The sequence below is a fragment of the Arthrobacter globiformis NBRC 12137 genome (genome assembly GCF_000238915.1).
GTDB classification, from domain to species: Bacteria; Actinomycetota; Actinomycetes; order Actinomycetales; family Micrococcaceae; genus Arthrobacter; species Arthrobacter globiformis.
The window spans coordinates 19,423-37,487 of record NZ_BAEG01000069.1; the positions used below are offsets into that span (position 1 = coordinate 19,423).

Genomic DNA, 18,065 nt, shown 5'->3' on the forward strand with positions numbered 1-18,065 from the left:
GGTGCTAGCCTTCACACTCCGAGCAGTACTTCTTGCCGTCCTTTTCGCGCGCGAGCTGGCTGCGGTGGTGGACCAGGAAGCAGGACATGCAGGTGAACTCATCTTCCTGCACCGGAACAACCTGGATCAGCAGCTCTTCGTGCGACAGGTCGGCACCGGGAAGGTCGATGCCTTCGGCGGTGTCGGCTTCTTCCACATCAAGCAGGGCAGTCTGGGATCCGCCCTGGCGGGACTGGATGGCCTCCAGGGATTCGTTGGCCGGCTGGTCCTCTTGAGCCACGCGAGGGGCGTCGTAGTCAGTTGCCATGGTTTTTACTCCTTCGGCTGTGCGCCGGACGGCGCGCATTCGCAGGACTCAACGAGCGGGCGCCGCCAGGTATTCCCGGATACCGGGGACGGGTTAAGGTCCCCAAAGTTTAGAGGAAAATTTCGCGGGTCATGCCGAATGGCACCTGATCGGAAAGCGTGGCGGTGTAGTCCCCGGGCCTGTTGCGCGTGACCATGATCCCGTGTGTCCCGGTGAGCATGGCCGCCTCCTGAAGGCACCTGACGGCGGCATCCAGCCTCTCGTCGAGGATCTTGCGGTCATCTACCTGGATGTCAATGGTCTTCGTGGTGCTGGGCATGGGTGTCCTTTGGGGAGTTGAAGCGTTTGAGCTGTTCAGAGTTTGCGGGCCGCTCGCGATTCGGCGGCAGGGCGCTCCGGGATGTCTGCGTATGCAGCGTCTACCGGATGCCCCTATGTGTGGCCTGTAGGCCGCTGGTGCACCGCCCCCCACGGGCTCTGGTGTGAGCCTGTCCACGCGTACGGTTCGCGTGCGTCATATTCGGTGCCTGCATAAAAGTAGAACCGGGGAACCGGCGCTTTGTCAACGTTTTTTGGCCCGGAGCGGCGCGGAGCGGCCGCGAGAGGGCCCCAGCCGAACCCTAGCGCCCTTCGCGCACCGCTTCCTCGATCCGCCGCGCCGCCTCCACCACGACGGCACCGTGGTCCTGGCCCGGGGAACCGGTGACCCGGGCCAGTGGCATGGCGAGGCAGACGGCGGCGATGATTCCCTCGTCCGTCTGTACAGGCGCACTGATGGACCCGAGGCCGGGGGTGCGGGACCCCACCGATTCAATCCAGCCCGCCGATGCCAGCTCGGCCAGAACCTCGTCGTCGGCGGCCAGGAGCCGGCCGCTGGAGCCGGCGGGCAGGGGGAGGCGCGAGCCGGGCGGCAGGGTGGCACGGAGTTCGTGGCGGCTGTCCGCGCTGATGAGGCAGACGCGTTCGTCCCCGCGCCGGACCCAGAGCTGCGCGGTCTCGCCGGTGCGGTCGCGGAGCTCATGGAGCACGGGCAGGGCAACGTTCTCCAGGGCCGAACGGACGAACCGCTGCCCGAGCCGGAAGGTGCCGCCCTCGGTGCGGCGGAGGAAGCCGTAGTCCACCATCTGCAGGGCCAGGCGGTGCGCTGTGGACAGCGACAGGCCGGTCCGCCGGGACAGCTCACTGGCTGACACGGCCGACCGGCCCACCGCGTCGAGGATCGCGGCGGCCCGCTCCAGCGTGCGGTTGCTTCCGTTCTGTTCAGTAGGCGGCATGTGGCCAGCTTATGACGCCGGCTCAGCCCTTGGCGGCCAGTGACTCCGCCATGAACTCGGCAACCACCTTCTGGGAAATCGCCGCGTCCAGGACGAACACGCCGTCATCGTGCGTCGCGAGCCAGTCCTCGAGCAGCCCCAGGTCGGAAAGCGTGCGCGCCTTGGCCCCGTCGGCGCCCAAGGCGCGTCCGACGGCGGCGAAGTCCACTTCGTCGATCAGCATCGCCTGGTTGTGCAGCCCCTTTGCGGCGTACTGGTGCAGCTCCGCACCGTACGCCGAGTCGTTCAGGACCACCACCACACCCCTGCGGGTGGCCCGCAGGAACGTCTCGAAGTCGGACAGCCCCATGAGCCCGCCGCCGTCGCCGCTGACCAGGACGGTGGTGCGTTCCGGGCGCGCGGCCGAAACCCCGGCGGCGGAGCCGAAGCCCAGCCCGATGGACTGGAAGGCGGTCCCCACCAGGACCATGGCGTGCGGGTCCGGGACGGAAAGGTACATCGGCGCCCAGCCGATGAAGTGCCCGCCGTCCATCACCACCGAGCGTTCGGCGGGCAGGATCCGGTCCAGGGCAGCGACGACGGCGCGCGGGTTGAGCCGGCCGTCCGGCCCGAACTCGACGGGGTCCTCAACCGGGCTGGATGAGCGGAAATCCGCTCCCGAAACCTCGGGAACAAGGTCCCGCCAGGTTGGCGATGCAGCAGCCGGTACGCGTTCCAGCAGGCCCTCAACGAACGGAAGGATGTCGGCCCGGACGTACTCGGCGCCGGAGTTTTGCCCGGCGTCGGGTTCGTTGTCGATGCGGATGATCCTGGTGTCTGCCGGGAACAGGGTTCCGTAGCGGGTCTGGAAGGTGTTCAGGCTGGCCCCGACCACCAGGACGAGGTCAGCCTGGCGTGCAACGTTGAGGCGGTGGCTGCGCGTGAAGCCGCCGGCGATGCCGAGGTCCCAGTCGCTGCTGAACGCGTTGGCAGCCATCACCGAGGTCATGAAGAGGGCACCGAGCCGGTCGCCCACATCCCGCAGCGGCGCGGTCGCGCCGGCCAGGAGTGCGCCGCGCCCGGCCAGGATGAGCGGCCGCTGCGCCAAGCCGAGCAACTCCGCCACCCGGTCCAGCTCGTCAGGCGCCGCGGGCCATGCGGGCTTGGCGGGTAGCGGCTCCAGCGGCATCCGGGCAGACAGGGGAGCGGTGGCGAGGTCGTAGGGAATTGCGAGCACTACTGGCTGGACGGTCTGCAGGGCGAGGTCGAAGGCCCGGTGGGTGACTGCGGTGGCGTTGTCCGGGCCGGCCACCAGCGTGGTGACGCCGACTGCTTCGGCTGCCTTGGCCTGGTCGATGTCGAACGGCCGGCGGCCGCCGGCAGGGGCGTCTCCGACGACGAACACCAGCGGGATGCGGGCCAGCCGGGCTTCGGCAAGAGTGGTGTAGGCGTTGGTGAAGCCGGCGCCGTAGGTGGTGGTGGCGGCCGCGACGCCTCCCGTGGCCCGGTGGTACGCGTCGGCCATGGCGACGGTCGCGGCCTCGTGGCGGGCCGAGGTGAAGGGAAAACCCCGGCGGGTGAGCCTGCTGATGAGATGGGCGTTGCCGTTGCCCATCAGCCCGAACAGGTGTCCTGCGCGCTCCGCCAGGACATCAGCGACGGCCGCGGAGACGTGGCCCTCATCGGGGAGGGCCTGCCCCGCGGGACCTGGACTGGCGGGTCGGGAGATGGCGGGAGTGGTGGTCATTGGCGGTCCTTGCGTTCGTGGGGTGGAAACTGGTCAGTCAGGCCGGCAGCGCGACGGTGGTGGAGTCCCGGTGCCTCAGAGTGAGTGCGGCGTACGTCAGGGCGTTTTGCCGGCAATGCTCAATTTCCTCCGGCGTGAGAGGGCGGCGCACCTTGGCCGGCACCCCAGCCACGAGCGAGCCGGGCGGCACGTGGGTGCCCTCCAGAACCAGCGCGTTGGCGGCCACCAGGGAGCCAGCGCCGATGATCGCGCCGTTGAGGACCGTGGCGTTCATGCCGATGAGCGCACCGTCGCCCACCGTGCAGCCATGCAGCACCGCGCCGTGCCCCACGCTGACGTGGTTGCCCACCCGTGCCGGGTGGCCGGGATCGGCGTGGACGACGGCGGTGTCCTGGACGTTGCTCCCCTCGCCGACGCTGATTTGCTCCATGTCCGCACGAATGACGGCGCCGTAGAAGATCCCGGTCCCTGACCCGATGGCGGCGGACCCGACGACGGTGGCGGAGGGCGCCACCCACGCGTCGCCGCTGATCTGGGGAGAACGGCCGTCGACGGCCAGGATGTTCAAGCTCATGTTTGGTCCTAGTGGTGTGTTGGAAGGGCGGTGCTGACTTGGACGGGCGGTGCCCCGCAGCAGTTGCCGGGCACCGCCGTCGTAATTAAGGGCTGGCTATGGAACGGCGCTAGGTAAGAAACGGCACGATCAGCGACGTTACGAAGAGCACCAGCGCTCCGCCGAGCCGGTTGGTGAGGGCCGCGAAGGGCATCAGGTGCATGCGGTTCGCGGCGCTCAGCACCGACACGTCGCCGCTGCCGCCGGTGTCCGCCATGACAAGGCCGGGCGTGATGGATGCCTCGACGAAGTTGAACTTCACGAGCCAGCCGAGGACACCGGAGGTCAGGGTCGCGATGACGACGGTGCAGACGGTCAGGACGATGAACAGCGGGTTGCTCAATGAGGCGAGCACATCGGTGATGTCGATGTAGGTCAGGCTGACACCCACGAGCAGGGCTGGTACGAGGATGGCGCCGATCAGGTCGCCCCAGTCCGCGGTGGAGTCCTCCACATCCTGGGGGAGCAGGCCGAAGATTTTGACGGCCGCCGCCGCGATGATGGTCCAGGCGTAGGGGTGCAGTCCGGGGATGAGGGCAGCGGCGAGATTGCCGAAGACGAAGAGGCTGCCGGCGATGAGCAGGCCCTTGCCCAGGGCGATGAAGGAGGAGGTGTCACGTTTGGGCGGCAACGTGAGTTCGTCCGCGCGGCCCTTGATCCGCAGCAGCTGCCCGTGGCCGTTGAAGCCCACGAACAGCTGCTTCTTGCGCTTGCCCAGGCCGTTGTAGATGCCGGCGATGAGGATGCAGACCACGTTGGCCATCACGACGGCGGACATCAGGTCGCCCATGAAGGTGGCGGAGTCGCCGCCGGTGGCCGAGGCGTACATCTCAGACATGGGCAGGGCCCCCACGCCCAGGCCGCCGGCCATGATAGGTGCGGCGACGAAGAGGATGCCTTCGATGAATCCGAACCCGGTGAGGGCCGCGATGAGCCCCACCAGGACGAATGTGGCCAGGAGGCAGCCCACGACAGGTACCGCGAATCGCGGACCGGCCTTCAGCAGTAGGGTGCGGGGCATGCCAAGGATGGAGCCGGCGATGATGCCGACGACGAAGAAGTCCAGGAAGCCATGGCCGTCGATGAAGTTCTGCACCACTGTGACCATGTTCTCCGGCATCACGCCGAGGAAGGCCAAGGTGGCGGGCGCGAAGGTGCACAGGATGGTGGGCAGCCCGAAGTCGCGGACCACCGGGAACAGGTTGCCGATCCAGATGAAGAGTCCGCCGAGCAGGATGGTGGTTGCGAAGCCGGCGACCATGGTGTCCGGGAGGTTGCCGGTGATTGCCGCGGCCAGGACCAGCCCCGCGAGGACCAGGTAGAGCGGGGCGGGAAGGCTGGCGATTTTAGGTCCTAGCCGGCCGGGATAGTGCGTGCCCGGCCGCGGGCCCGCGGTGCGGGCCTCCGGATGCTCAATGCCGCCGGCGGGGCCGGGGCCCGTCTCGCTCATTGGCTGGTCCGTAGGTTCGTTGGTGAGGTCCGTGGTACGTGAATTTGTAGACATCATTGTCCCCAAAACGTTTGGAGGGAAGACCGCTGTCGGCGGCCTGTGGACGGGAAGTTGAAACGGGAAAAGCGGTTAGCGCGCCGGGTCGAGTGCCCCGGCTGCCGGTGAATGCGCCACTACGTCGCGGGCGAGGCGGACGGCCTCGGCCAGGCGGTCCTCGTTGATGCCGGTCTGGTGCCCGGCGTCGTGCAGGTGCCGGACAAGTTCCTCGGTTGCGATGTTGCCGTGCGCCCCGGGGGCGAACGGGCAGCCGCCGTAACCGCCGAGGGCTGCATCGAAACGGACGACGCCGGACCCCACCGCTGCGCTCGCGGTGGCCAGCGCCTGGCTGTGCGCGTTGTGCAGGTGGAGGTAATACGTGAGGTCCGGTTCGGCCTCGCGGACGTGATGAAGGCTGGCCATCACCTGCGCGGTGGGGGTGGTGCCGAGCGTGTCCGCGAGCCCGATGTCGGTGATGCCCATGCCCTTGAAGGCACGCACCACGCGCAGCAGGTAGGAGGGGTCGATGGCCCCCTCGAAGGGGCAGGTGAACGCGGTGGAGATGCCGGCGAAGAACCGGACGTCCGGCAACTCGGCCACGGCCGCGCCGAGGCTGGCCAGGGCGTCCTCGATGGCCTGGCCGGCGTTGGCGTTGCTGTGCGCCTGGCTTGCCGAGGTGACCACCTGGATGTCGGTGGCGCCGGCGTCGACAGCGCGCTGGATGCCCCGGCCGTTGAGCGCCAGGCTGGTGTAGACGATCCCGGGAACTGCCGGCAGGGACATGAGGACGTCGGCGGCATCGGCCATCTGCGGCACCCGCTTCGGGTTCACGAAAGAGGACACCTCGATGCGCTTCAGCCCGGCGTCAACGAGCGCCTCGGCGATCTCCAGCTTGTGCGCCGTGGAAACGATGACGGGCTCGTCCTGGAGTCCGTCCCGCAGGAAGACGTCTGTGACTTCCACCCTCATGTCAGCGCACCTCCTGCAGTCCGAGGCTGGCGATGCCGTCGGCGTCCATTCCGGCAAGGTCCTGCAGGACCTCGGCAGTGTGCTGGCCCAGTTCCGGGCCCACCCAGCGGACGCGCCCTTCATGGCCCGGGATCTTCGGCACTACGCCGGGGAAGCGGATCAGCTCGGGCTCGTCCTCGATGACCACTTCATGGGTCTGGATCATGTCCCGGGCCAGGTAGTGGCGGTCGACGGCGATGCTCGGGGCGTCATACACAGGACCGGCGGGAACACCGGCGGCGTCCAGCTTGTCGAGGACCTCAGTGAGGGGCATGCTGCCGGTCCACGCGGAGATGGCACCGTTGAGCTCCTCCTCGCGGGCGCCGCGTGCCTCCGTGGTGAGGAGGGTGGCGTCCTCGGCGAGGTCCTCGCGGCCGATGGCGCGCATGAGCCGGACGAAGACGGAGTTTGAGTTGCCGCCGATGACCACCTCGAGGCCGTCGCCGCAGAGGTAGGAGCCGGTAGGAACGACCCCGGGCAGCGCACCGCCGGTGCGCTGCCGGATCATGCCGTAGGCGTCATAGTCCGGGACCAGCGATTCGAGCAGGCTGAAGACCCCTTCATAAAGCGCAACGTCGACAACCTGGGAAGCTCCCGTCGCCAGTCCGCGGGCCTTCTGCAGCATGAGCATCAGGGCGCCGATGACGCCGTAGAGGCCGGCGACGGTGTCGCCGACGCTGGCTGCCGCGCGCCCGGCGGGACGGTCGGGTTCGCCGGTGATGTAGCGCAGGCCGGCGAAGGATTCAGCCGAGCTGCCGAAGCCTGCGCGGTTCTTGTACGGGCCGGTCTGGCCGTAGCCGGAGATCCTCACCATCACGACTTCGGGGTTGAGCTCCTGCAGCACGTCCGGGCCGAGGCCCCACTTCTCCAGCGTGCCGGGACGGAAGTTTTCGATGACCACGTCGCACTGGGCAGCGATCTTCTTGACTGCCTCGCGTCCTGCCTCGGAGCGGAGGTCCAGGGCCACGGACTTCTTGTTGCGGCCGATGGTGCGGAACAGCATGGAGGTGGTGCCGCGGGTCTTGCGCCAGTCACGCAGTTCGTCGCCGCCCTGCGGCTTTTCGATCTTGATAACCTCTGCGCCGAAGTCGCCAAAGAGGCGGGCGGCGAACGGGGCGGCGATGAAGCTGCCCAGCTCGAGCACTCGAATGCCGCGGAGCGGGAGGGCGTTGCCCTCGATGTGTAGTTCGTCAGTCATGTCATTCCTGCCTGCGCGGTTGGCGCCGAGTTTCCCACTCTGTGGGATGAGCTTGTCATTAGGCGGAGAAACAATAGCAGGGCCGTGTGACCTGCGCAACAGGGTTGTGACGCCTTTGTATGCCGGGCGGGCAATTGTGCGCCGCCGCCGGGTTAGGCTGTTCCGTGCTCCGACTGAAACGCCTCGCGGTTCTCAGCCTTTTCGCGTTCTGCGCCATCACCGCGTGCGCGTTCTGGCTCCTCGGCGCGACCAATTCGGGCGTGCCCGGCGCGGGGAACTCCGGTGCGGTGATGCGCGCGGCCCGGCCGGCCCCGCCGCAGGCGGCGGGACAGTTCGTGCCGCTGGCAAGTGGCAGTGCCCATGCCGTGAACATCACCAGGACCGTCGACCCGGGCTGGCTGGCCCGCACCGCCGCCCGGACGGACATCCCCGCCCGGGCCCTGCGGGCGTACGTCGCCGCGGCCGGCATGGCGAATGCCGCAGAGCCGGCGTGCAGGATCGGCTGGAACACGGTGGCCGCCGTCGGGTTCGTGGAATCCGCGCACGGTGCCCTCGGGGGAGGCCGCCTCATGGCGTCGGGGGAGGTGAGTGGTCCGATCGTCGGGCCTGGCCTCAACGGCGACGGATTCGCTGCCATTGCCGACACCGACGGCGGTGTGATGGACGGCGACGCCCTCTGGGACCGCGCCGTCGGGCCCATGCAGTTCATCCCCTCCACGTGGGAACTGGCAGGGCGGGACGCGAACGGCGATGGGGCGGCCGATCCGCACAACATCGACGACGCAGCACTCAGTGCGGCCGGCTACCTGTGCGCCGGCGGCCGCGATCTCACCACGGCGCAGGGGTGGAGCGACGCCATCTGGTCCTACAACCAGTCCGAGGCTTACCTGAGCCAGGTGGACGAGGCGGCCGTTGAATACGCAGAACAGGCCGGGCCTATCAGGTAGGCCCGGCCTGCCAACGCAGATCCTGTTCAGTTCAGATGGGGTTCTTTTTCACGCCGGGTTCTTTCAGGCCCGGTTCCCTTCAGACGCGGTGCGGGGATCCCAGTTCCACTGGCTCCTCATCCATCAGGTAGGCGGATTCGGAGTGGGCCGCGATGTCGATGCCGCGGAGCTCGGCCGCTTCGTCGATGCGGAGGCCCACGGTGATGTCGATGGCCTTGGCAATGACCCAGGTGACCGCAAAGGAGTAGGCCAGGGTGGCGACAGTGGCGACCGTCTGGATGCCGAGCAGGCCAAATCCTCCGCCGTAGAAGAGCCCGTTGGTCTTGTTCGGGGCAGCGTCCGTGGCGAAGAGTCCGATCAGCAGGGTTCCGATGATGCCGCCGATGAGATGCACGCCCACGACGTCGAGCGAGTCGTCGAATCCGAGCCGGAATTTCAGTTCGATGGCCAGGGAGCAGACGGCGCCGGCGATGACGCCGATGGCCAGTGCGCCGAGGGGGCTCACGGCGCCGCACGCCGGGGTGATGGCCACGAGGGCCGAAATCAGTCCGGAAGCGGCGCCCATGCTGCTGGCGCTGCCGAGCCTGATGCGTTCCACCAGGGCCCAGGCGAGCAGGCCGGCGGCGCCGGCAACGGCGGTGTTCAGGAAAACCACCGACGCCGAGTGCCCGGCGGTGAGGGCGGAGCCGGCGTTGAAGCCGAACCAACCGGCCCACAGCAGCCCTGCTCCGACCAGCACCAGCGGGCGGCTGTGCGGCTTGACGTGCTCGCTCTTGGGCCAGCCCGCGCTGCGTCCCAGGACCAAGGCGAGGGCGAGGGCTGCGATTCCGGCGTTCATGTGCACAGCCGTTCCGCCGGCGAAGTCGATGGCCTTGAGGTTGTTGACGATCCAGCCGCCGGCGACGGAACCGTCCGCCGAGCTGAAAGCGAATACCCAGTGCGCAACCGGAAAGTAGACCAGTGTTGCCCACAGCGCGGCGAAGGTCATCCAGGCGCCGAACTTCATCCGGCCGGCCGCGGCTCCGGCGATGATGGCCGTAGTTATCCCGGCGAAGAACAGCTGGAAGGCAGCGAAAAGGGCCGGCGGTATGGCGGCGTCGGGGTCCTCGGCCAGCAGCTGGCCAAGGCCGAAGTACTCGGTGGCGTCGCCGACGACGCCGGCTCCGCCGAGGGAATTTCCAAAGACCATCGAGTAGCCGAATATCGCCCAGAGGACGGCGACGACGCTGACGCCGCCGAAGCACATCATCATCATGTTCAGGATCCGGCGGGACCCGACCATGCCCCCGTAGAACAGGGCAAGCGCGGGGATCATCATGCAGACCAGGGCACTCGCGGCGAGAATCCAGGCAACATCTCCAGAATTCATGGGGACTCCAATCAGGGACGGAAGCGGCCTGCGCGGCCGTTACAAGTGGGTGTTCCCAAGTGGGAAAGCGGCGAACCGACTGAGTAGTGACGTGAAACCATGATTCACTACAGTGAACAACCATGGGTTTCGCCCGGGTTAATTTCCCGTTGCAATCGGCACTTCCGGGCGTCTTGCGGATTTAACAATCGGAGCCCTGTTTTGTAACATCACTTTGGCTACCGTGGTTCAACGACGTTTCACCCCAGGTAACACCCAACCGAACAGGACAGTTCCGATGAGCAGTCTCGCAACACCTGAAGTAGCAACGGAGTCCCCCGTTTCGCTGGAAGCCGGCCGGATCTCCCTGGCGGACATCGCCAAGGCCCACGATGTCCGCTTCCTGCTGGCCACCTTCGTGGACATGACCGGCAAGCCGTGCGCCAAGCTGGTGCCCGTTGAAGCCGCCGATGAGCTCGAGGCCGGCGCCATGGGATTCGCCGGTTACGCCGCGGGCCTCATTGGCCAGAAGCCGCAGGATTCAGACCTCATTGCTGTTCCCGACCTTGCGTCCTTCACCCCTGTGCCGTTCATCAAGGAAGGCCTTGCGCTGATCCACTGTGATCCCCATGTCGACGGCAGGCCCTGGCCCTACGCGCCGCGCGTCATCCTCAAGAACACCCTCGCCCGCCTGGCGGAGAAGGGGATGCAGGCAAAGATCGGTGCCGAAGTGGAATACTTCCTCGTCAACAAGAACGCCGACGGCAGCCTCAGCACCGCCGACGCCCGCGACGACTCGCCGCGTCCCTGCTATGACGCTCGCGGCGTCACCCGCATGTATGAGCACCTCACATCGATCTCCACAGCCATGAACAGTCTGGGCTGGGGCAACTACGCCAGCGACCACGAGGACGCCGCCGGCCAGTTCGAACAGAACTTCAACTACGCCGACGCCCTGACCACTGCGGACCGCGTGGTCTCCCTGCGCTACATCCTGAACGTCCTCGCCGAACAGCGCGGCATGACCGCGACCTTCATGCCCAAGCCCTTTACCGACCGCACCGGCACGGGCCTGCACTTCCACCTCTCCCTGTGGTCAGGCGCGGACGCCCTTTTCCCCGGGGACGACGGCGGCAGGGGACTCGGGCTCTCGGAGCTCGCCTACTCCTTCATCGGCGGCATCCTGAACCACGCACCGGCCCTCCAAGCATTCCTCGCCCCGACTGTGAACTCGTACAAGCGTTCGGGGGCCACCACCAGCTCCTCCGGAGCCACCTGGTCACCGCGGAAGGCCTCGTTCGGAGGCAACGACCGCACCCACATGATCCGGGTCCCGGACGAAAAACGGATCGAACTCCGCTCCGGCGACGGCTCGGCCAACCCGTACCTCGCTATCGCCACGGCCATCGAAGCCGGACTGGACGGCGTCACGAACGGCACCGACCCGGGGGCACCCTCCGGTCCGGGCGAAGCGCGGCCCGATGCGCACTTGCTGCCGGCAACACTGCTCCACGCCGTGGAGGCCCTGCGCCGGGACCCGGTCATCCTCGCCAGCCTCAGCGGGAACGAGGCGATCGGCCAGTACTACGCCAACGCCAAGGAAGAGGAGTTCCTGACCTGGCACAACCAGGTGAGTGACTGGGAGATCCGTACTTACCTGACCTCGATCTGACCCGGCTGCAATCACGAACCGGCCCAAACCAAGAACCACCCCCCACCTAGCAAAGGATCCTGAAATGTGCGGAATCGCCGCGCTGCAGCTGCGCAACCCCCTGCTGCACCCCCGGATGGGCAGCCTCCTGTCCTCGATGATGTGCCAGATCGTGGACCGCGGCCCGGACTCCGCCGGCCTCGCCGTCTACGACACCCCGGGTCTCGTTTCCGCCAGCACCTCCACACTGAGTCTGTTGGGCAGGGAACAGGGCCTGCCTGCCGCCGGGATCGCTGCCGCACTGGAAAACCTGCTGCCCGCCTCCGCCGGAACGGCAGTGAAGGTGGTGGGCGACACCACCTTCGTGAGCTCCGCCGTCGATACCGAGCTGCTCGCAAAGGCGGTGCGCGAAACCCTTCCGGACTCCACCATCATCGGCCGCGGTGAACACGTGGCCGTGATGAAGAGCGTGGGCCATCCGATGGACATCGCCGCCGAGCACGGGCTGGGCGCCATGTCCGGCAGCCAGGGCCTGTCCCACACCCGGATGGCCACGGAGTCGGCGGTCACCGCCGGCGGTTCCCACCCGTTCTCCGTGGCCGACGACCTGTGCCTGGTCCACAACGGCTCGTTCTCCAACCACGCCACGATCCGGCGGGACCTGCTGCGCGAAGGGGTGGTGTTCGACTCCGACAATGACACCGAAGTCGGCGCCCGCTACATCGCCTCCCGCCTGAAGCAGGGCGACACCCTGGAGGAGGCCCTGACCAACCTCGGCAAGGTCTTCGACGGCTTCTACACGCTCGTCGTCACCACTGCCGACAGCATGGCAGTGGTCCGCGACCCCATCGCCTGCAAGCCCGCCATCATCGCCGAAACGGACGACTACGTGGCCATGGCCTCCGAATATCGTGCCCTGGCATCCCTGCCCGGCATCGAAACAGCCAGCATCTTTGAACCGGAACCCGGAAAGGTCTACACATGGTCACTCTGATCGAAACCCAGACACAGGATTACGCCACGGTCACCGCTGAGGTTTCCACCCGCACGGACCTGGCCGACAGCCCGGTCCGCGACCTGAACCAGGCCCTCCATAACGCCACTGACGGCCAGTCATGGACCGTCGAAAACCCGGGCGGCAAGCACAGCCTCGCCGTCGGCATCAACGCCGGGGTGACTGTCACCATCAACGGCCACGCCGGCTACTACGCCGCCGGGATGCACCAGAAAGGCGAGGTGACCGTCAACGGCAATGCCGGCGTCGGGCTCGCCGAGAACATCATGTCCGGCAAGGTCCATGTAAAAGGTGACGCCTCCCAGTCGGCCGCGGCCACCGGCCACGGCGGACTCGTGGTGATCGACGGCAACGCCGGAGCCCGCTGCGGGATCTCCATGAAGGGCGTGGACATTGTGGTGGGCGGCAATATCGGCCACATGTCCGCCTTCATGGCACAGGCCGGCCGGCTCGTGGTCTGCGGCGACGCCGGCGACGCGCTGGGCGACTCCATTTACGAGGCACGGATCTACGTCAAGGGAACCGTCGCTTCGCTGGGCGCGGACTGCGTTGAGAAGCCGATGCGGGCCGAGCACCTGGCGGAGCTCGCCGGGTTGCTCGCCGCTGCCGGCCGCACCGACAACCCCGCGGACTTCAAGCGCTACGGCTCGGCGCGGAACCTCTACCACTTCAGCGTCCACAACTCGACGTCTTACTAGAAGGACAACGCCATGACCATCACCTCCCTGACCCCTGGCGCCCCGGCCGTCTCAGCCGCACGGCCGGTCGAAGAACTGGGCCTGCGCGAATCTGCCACGTTCGACCGCGCCACTATCGCCGATATCCAGCGCGCCGCCGCCACCGGCGTCTACGACATCCGCGGCTGGGGAGCCAAGCGCAAGGTCCCGCACTTCGATGACCTGCTGTTTCTCGGCGCCTCCATGTCCCGCTACCCGCTGGAGGGCTACCGCGAAAGGTGCGATACCGACGTCGTCCTCGGTGACCGCTATGCCTCCAGGCCGCTGCACCTTCAGACGCCGGTGACCATCGCCGGGATGAGCTTCGGCGCCCTGTCCGCCAACGCCAAGGAGGCCCTGGGCCGCGGCGCCAGCGAGGTGGGCACCTCCACAACAACGGGCGACGGCGGCATGACCCCCGAGGAACGCGGCCAGTCCAAGCACCTCGTCTACCAGTACCTGCCCTCCCGGTACGGCATGAACCCGGACGACCTGCGCAAGGCCGACGCGATCGAGATCGTGCTCGGCCAGGGTGCCAAGCCCGGCGGCGGCGGGATGCTGCTGGGCCAGAAAATCACCGAGCGCGTGGCCGGAATGCGTACTCTGCCGGTGGGCATCGACCAGCGCTCGGCCAGCCGCCACCCGGACTGGACCGGACCGGACGACCTGGAAATCAAGATCGGCGAACTTCGCGAGATCACCGACTGGAAGACGCCCATCTACGTCAAGATCGGCGCGTCCCGGCCCTATTACGACACCGCACTGGCCGTGAAGGCCGGAGCCGACGTCGTCGTCGTGGACGGCATGCAGGGCGGCACGGCCGCGACCCAGCAGGTGTTCATCGAAAACGTCGGCATCCCCACGCTGGCGGCCATTCCGCAGGCTGTCCAGGCGCTGCAGGAACTTGGCCTGCACCGCAAGGTCCAGCTCATCGTCTCCGGCGGCATCCGCACCGGGGCCGACGTCGCCAAGGCCATGGCCCTCGGTGCCGACGCGGTGGCCATCGGCACGGCAGCGCTCATTGCGCTGGGCGACAACGACCCCCGGTACGCCGCCGAATACGCGGCGATGGGATCGGCCGCGGGCTTCTACGACGACTTCCAGGACGGCAGGGATCCCGCCGGTATCACCACCCAGGACCCGGACCTCTCCTCCCGGCTTGACCCCATCACGGGCGGGCGGCGGCTGGCCAACTACCTGCGCGTCCTGACCATGGAGGCCCAGACCATCGCCCGGGCCTGCGGGAAGTCGCACCTGCGCAACCTCGAGCCGGAGGACCTGGTGGCCCTCACCATCGAAGCCTCCGCCATGGCCCGCGTTCCCCTTGCCGGCACCAGCTGGATCCCCGGAGCGAAGTGATGCCGGAATCCTCCGAGTACGCGGTGGGTGGCGCCGGGCGGGCCGGTGCTGCCACCGCGATGGACACCGTGGCAGGTCTCATGCGGGACATTTCCGACGTCGGTGCTGACGCCCGCCGCGGCGGCTACTCCAGGCCGGTTTTCTCCTCGGCTGAATCAGAGCTCCGGAGCTGGTTCACGGAGCAGGCCGAACGGCGCGGGCTGGATGTCCACACCGACGGTAACGGCATCATCTGGGCGTGGTGGGATACGGCAACCGGAACCCGCCGGGACGCCGTCGTCACAGGCAGCCACCTGGACTCGGTGCCCGGCGGCGGCGAGTACGACGGGCCCCTCGGCGTTGCCTCCGCACTCGTCGCCGTCGACCTCCTGAAAACCCGCGGGTTCCGTCCCCGCCGGCCGCTGGCCATTGCCGTATTCCCGGAAGAGGAGGGCTCCCGCTTCGGAGTCGCCTGCCTGGGGTCACGGCTGCTCACCGGCGCGCTGGACCCGAACAAGGCCCGTAACCTGAAGGACGCGGACGGCAATACGTACGCCGACGTGGCGGCCAAGAACGGACAGGACCCCCGGCTCATCGGTGCTGACCACAAAAACCTCGGCCGGCTGGGCGTGTTTGTGGAGCTGCACGTGGAGCAGGGGAGGGGGCTGGCCGATCTCGGCCAGCCGGTGGCCATCGGCTCATCGATCCTGGGCCACGGCCGGTGGAAACTGTCGGTGCACGGCCAGGGCAACCACGCCGGAACCACCCTCATGAAGGACCGCAGGGATCCCATGATTGCCGCGGCCAAGATCATGATTGGCATCCGGGACACCGCTGCGAAGTACCGGGATGCGCGGGCTACCGTGGGCCGGCTCCAGCCCGTCCCCGGCGGAACCAACGTCATCGCCTCCCGCGTCGACATGTGGATCGACGTCCGCCATCCGCGTGATGAGGTCACCGCCGCCCTGGTGGAATCCATCCATCTGAACGCGCAGGTGATGGCGGCGGAGGAAAACTGCACCGTGACGTTCGGCGTCGAATCCCTCAGCCCCACCGTGCACTTCGACGCAGGCCTGCGGGACCAGCTGCAGGCGATGCTTCCGAAGTCACCGGTGCTGGACACGGGGGCCGGCCACGACGCCGGAGTGCTCGCCAGCCACATTCCCACGGCCATGCTGTTTGTGCGGAACCCGACCGGCATCTCGCACTCGCCCGAGGAGCTCGTAGAGGATGCCGATGCCGAAGCGGGTGCGGCGGCGCTGGCGGATGCCCTTGCGGGCCTGCTGGGAGCGGCCAGAGCACTCGGATCCGAGCTGCAGGCTCCGCCTATGATGGCTTGATGACGGATCAGGCTGGCGAAGCGAGGGACATGGCCGCGGAGAACACCGAGGACGGCGTGGCCGGCAAGCTGGAACGGATCATTGCCGGCCAGGTCCGCCACTACCGGACGGCGAACGGGCTCTCCGCCTCGGAGCTGGCTTCACGGACCGGCATGTCCAAGGCGATGATCTCCAAGATTGAAACCGCCAGCACGTCCTGCTCCCTCACCACGCTGCAGCGCCTGGCGGACGGGCTCAAAATTCCGGTCACCGCCCTGTTCCGGGGCGCGGACACGGACCGGGACGCTACCTTCACTAAGAACGGCCAGGGCAGCCTGACGGTGCGCAGCGGAACCCAGCACGGGCACGAATACCGGGTGCTGGGGACCCTGAAGGGACGGACCGACGCCATCGAGCCGACGCTGGTGACACTGACCGATGCGTCAGACGTGTTCCCGCTGTTCCAGCACCCCGGCACTGAGTTCATCTACATGCTGGCCGGCAGGATGGTCTACGGCCACGGCGCATATGAATACACCATGGAGCCCGGCGATTCCCTGCTCCTGGACGGCGAGGGCCCGCACGGTCCGTTGGAGCTTCTGGACCTGCCCATCCGGTTCCTGGCCATCGCGGCGAAGTAGTTCTCTGCGTGTTCCACGGGCGCCCGTGCGGGCCCTGCCGGTCAGGCGTCCTCAAGCTGCAGATGGGGCGTTGGCCGGCGGAAGCCGCGGGTGAGGTATGCGAGGTAGGCGAGGCCCAGTGCTGCCCAGGAAAGACCCAGCGAGAACGACAGTCCGCTGAGGCTGGTCCAGAGCCACAGTGTCAGCAGGAAGCCGATGCCCGGCAGCAGGAGGTTGTGCAGCAGGCTCCCGGTTCCCCGGTTCCTCTGGTCGATGAAGTAGTGCTTGATGACGGACAGGTTGACCACCGAGAAGGCGACCAGGGCGCCGAAGCTGATCAGTGACGACACGGTCGTCAGGTCGAGGACCAGGGCCAGCAGGGACACTCCCGAGGTGACGATGATTGGAACCACCGGTGTGCCCAGGCGGGGATGGAGGTGTCCGAAGGCTGCGGGCAGGACCCGGCCGCGACCCATCGAGTGGATGATCCGGGAAACGGAGGCCTGCGAGGTCAGCGCGGATCCGAGGCTTCCGGCAATGTAGGCGGCCGTGAAAAACGCGACCAGGAGGTTGCCGCCTGCCGCCCCCACCACTTCGATGGCCGCGGAGTCCGTATTCGCGAAGGTGCCCACCGGAAGCAGCAGGTGGCTGATGTAGGCCAGTCCAAGGAAGATCAGCCCGGCCAGGACGGTGGTCAGCATGATGGCCCTCGGGATGCTCGTCCGTGGGTTCTTTGCCTCCTCGGCGAAGGTGGAGACAGCGTCAAATCCCAGATAGGACAGGCAGAGGATCGCGGACCCGGCCAGGACGGGCGAGAAGCCTTCGGCGCCGTCGACTCCGGTGAACGGGGCGAGAAGGTCAAGCTTGCCGGATCCCGAGACGGAGGCCCAGGCGAGTCCCACGAACAGGATAATGAAGAGGGCCTGGAGGCCCACCACCACGAAGTTTGCCCTGGCCACCGCTGTGATTCCGAGGATGTTCAGCGCGGTCACGGCCATGATGGATACGACCATAAACACCCATGCGGGGACGGCCGGGAAGGCGGCGTTCAGATAAATGCCAATGAGCAAGTAATTGATCATTGGCAGGAGCAGATAGTCCAGCAGCAAGGACCAGCCGGACATGAAGCCCAGTCCCGGGCCGAATGACCGGGTGGCGTAAGTGTAGGCGGACCCTGCGAACGGGAACGCCTGCGCCATCCGGCCATAGGATCGGGCGGTGAAGAGCATGACCACCAGGGCAGCGGCATAGGCGGCGGAGAGCCGCCCGCCCGTCAGTTCGACGACGATGCCGTAGGTGCTGAAGATGGTCAGGGGCACCATGTAGACCAGGCCAAGCAGGACCAAGGAGGGGACGCCGAGCACCCGGCGCCAGCCGTTGCCTGACCTCCCGGGCTCGCTGCCTGGCCGGCCTCCGCCTGTGGGAGTCTGTGTGTGAGGGGCTGAGCTCATGGGGATTCCTAAGCATTGAGGCCGCCGCGGCCGGCGGGAAGGGCATGA

General features: G+C 67.5%; 17 protein-coding genes. 7 read left to right on the top strand and 10 right to left on the bottom strand.

Going from position 1 to position 18,065, the window contains the following annotated elements:
- Positions 1-4: 4 nt before the first annotated feature.
- The 8 genes from ARGLB_RS12115 to ARGLB_RS12150 form a co-directional block, all read right to left on the bottom strand.
- Positions 5-307 carry a DUF4193 domain-containing protein gene (locus ARGLB_RS12115; protein WP_003802821.1) on the bottom strand — a complete coding sequence of 101 codons (303 nt, stop codon included), beginning with the start codon at positions 305-307 and terminating at the stop codon, positions 5-7.
- Between the two features lie 109 nt (positions 308-416).
- A complete protein-coding gene (locus ARGLB_RS12120; protein ID WP_003802822.1) occupies positions 417-626 on the bottom strand; it encodes a hypothetical protein in 210 nt (69 codons plus the stop codon).
- A 301-nt stretch (positions 627-927) separates the two neighbouring features.
- Positions 928-1,581 carry an IclR family transcriptional regulator gene (locus ARGLB_RS12125; RefSeq protein WP_003802823.1) on the bottom strand — a complete coding sequence of 218 codons (654 nt, stop codon included), beginning with the start codon at positions 1,579-1,581 and terminating at the stop codon, positions 928-930.
- 22 nt (positions 1,582-1,603) lie between these two features.
- Positions 1,604-3,307, bottom strand: coding sequence for a thiamine pyrophosphate-binding protein (locus tag ARGLB_RS12130; protein ID WP_003802826.1), 1,704 nt, complete (start codon positions 3,305-3,307; stop codon positions 1,604-1,606).
- Positions 3,308-3,344: 37 nt separating this feature from the next.
- Positions 3,345-3,881 (bottom strand): gamma carbonic anhydrase family protein, encoded by a 537-nt coding sequence (locus ARGLB_RS12135; RefSeq protein ID WP_003802827.1) that lies wholly within the window; start codon positions 3,879-3,881, stop codon positions 3,345-3,347.
- 109 nt (positions 3,882-3,990) lie between these two features.
- Complete coding sequence (locus tag ARGLB_RS12140) at positions 3,991-5,370, bottom strand: 2-hydroxycarboxylate transporter family protein (RefSeq protein ID WP_003802828.1); 1,380 nt, start codon at positions 5,368-5,370, stop codon at positions 3,991-3,993.
- A gap of 129 nt (positions 5,371-5,499) precedes the next feature.
- Entirely contained in the window at positions 5,500-6,375 is an 876-nt protein-coding gene (locus ARGLB_RS12145; RefSeq protein WP_003802830.1) for a hydroxymethylglutaryl-CoA lyase, read from the bottom strand.
- Between the two features lies 1 nt (position 6,376).
- The gene (locus tag ARGLB_RS12150; RefSeq protein ID WP_003802831.1) at positions 6,377-7,612 is read right to left on the bottom strand and encodes a CaiB/BaiF CoA transferase family protein; all 1,236 of its coding nucleotides are present in this window, start codon (positions 7,610-7,612) and stop codon (positions 6,377-6,379) included.
- 164 nt (positions 7,613-7,776) lie between these two features.
- Here ARGLB_RS12150 and ARGLB_RS12155 point away from each other — a divergent pair, with 164 nt between their 5' ends.
- Entirely contained in the window at positions 7,777-8,559 is a 783-nt protein-coding gene (locus tag ARGLB_RS12155) for a lytic transglycosylase domain-containing protein (protein WP_003802833.1), read from the top strand.
- 79 nt (positions 8,560-8,638) lie between these two features.
- Here ARGLB_RS12155 and ARGLB_RS12160 read toward each other — a convergent pair whose 3' ends face one another.
- Positions 8,639-9,928: an ammonium transporter gene (locus ARGLB_RS12160; RefSeq protein WP_003802835.1), complete on the bottom strand. Its 1,290-nt coding sequence runs from the start codon at positions 9,926-9,928 to the stop codon at positions 8,639-8,641.
- 277 nt (positions 9,929-10,205) lie between these two features.
- On the opposite strand from ARGLB_RS12160, the gene glnT reads away from it, so the two are divergent.
- The 6 genes from glnT (at position 10,206) to ARGLB_RS12190 (ending at position 16,587) form a co-directional block, all read left to right on the top strand.
- Positions 10,206-11,579, top strand: coding sequence for a type III glutamate--ammonia ligase (gene glnT / locus ARGLB_RS12165; protein ID WP_003802837.1), 1,374 nt, complete (start codon positions 10,206-10,208; stop codon positions 11,577-11,579).
- A 64-nt stretch (positions 11,580-11,643) separates the two neighbouring features.
- On the top strand, positions 11,644-12,552 hold the full coding sequence (locus tag ARGLB_RS12170) for a class II glutamine amidotransferase domain-containing protein (protein ID WP_003802839.1): 909 nt from the start codon (positions 11,644-11,646) through the stop codon (positions 12,550-12,552).
- On the top strand, positions 12,540-13,271 hold the full coding sequence (locus tag ARGLB_RS12175) for a GltB/FmdC/FwdC-like GXGXG domain-containing protein (RefSeq protein WP_003802841.1): 732 nt from the start codon (positions 12,540-12,542) through the stop codon (positions 13,269-13,271). The genes ARGLB_RS12170 and ARGLB_RS12175 overlap by 13 nt, the downstream gene beginning before the upstream one ends.
- Positions 13,272-13,283: 12 nt before the next feature.
- Positions 13,284-14,648: an FMN-binding glutamate synthase family protein gene (locus ARGLB_RS12180; protein WP_003802843.1), complete on the top strand. Its 1,365-nt coding sequence runs from the start codon at positions 13,284-13,286 to the stop codon at positions 14,646-14,648.
- A 59-nt stretch (positions 14,649-14,707) separates the two neighbouring features.
- A complete protein-coding gene (locus ARGLB_RS12185) occupies positions 14,708-15,967 on the top strand; it encodes an allantoate amidohydrolase (RefSeq protein WP_050934355.1) in 1,260 nt (419 codons plus the stop codon).
- Positions 15,967-16,587 (top strand): helix-turn-helix domain-containing protein, encoded by a 621-nt coding sequence (locus tag ARGLB_RS12190; protein WP_003802847.1) that lies wholly within the window; start codon positions 15,967-15,969, stop codon positions 16,585-16,587. Before ARGLB_RS12185 ends, ARGLB_RS12190 begins: the two co-directional genes overlap by 1 nt.
- Positions 16,588-16,628: 41 nt before the next feature.
- Here ARGLB_RS12190 and ARGLB_RS12195 read toward each other — a convergent pair whose 3' ends face one another.
- Positions 16,629-18,017, bottom strand: a complete 1,389-nt coding sequence (locus tag ARGLB_RS12195; RefSeq protein WP_003802849.1) for an APC family permease — start codon at positions 18,015-18,017, stop codon at positions 16,629-16,631.
- Between the last annotated feature and the right edge of the window lie 48 nt (positions 18,018-18,065).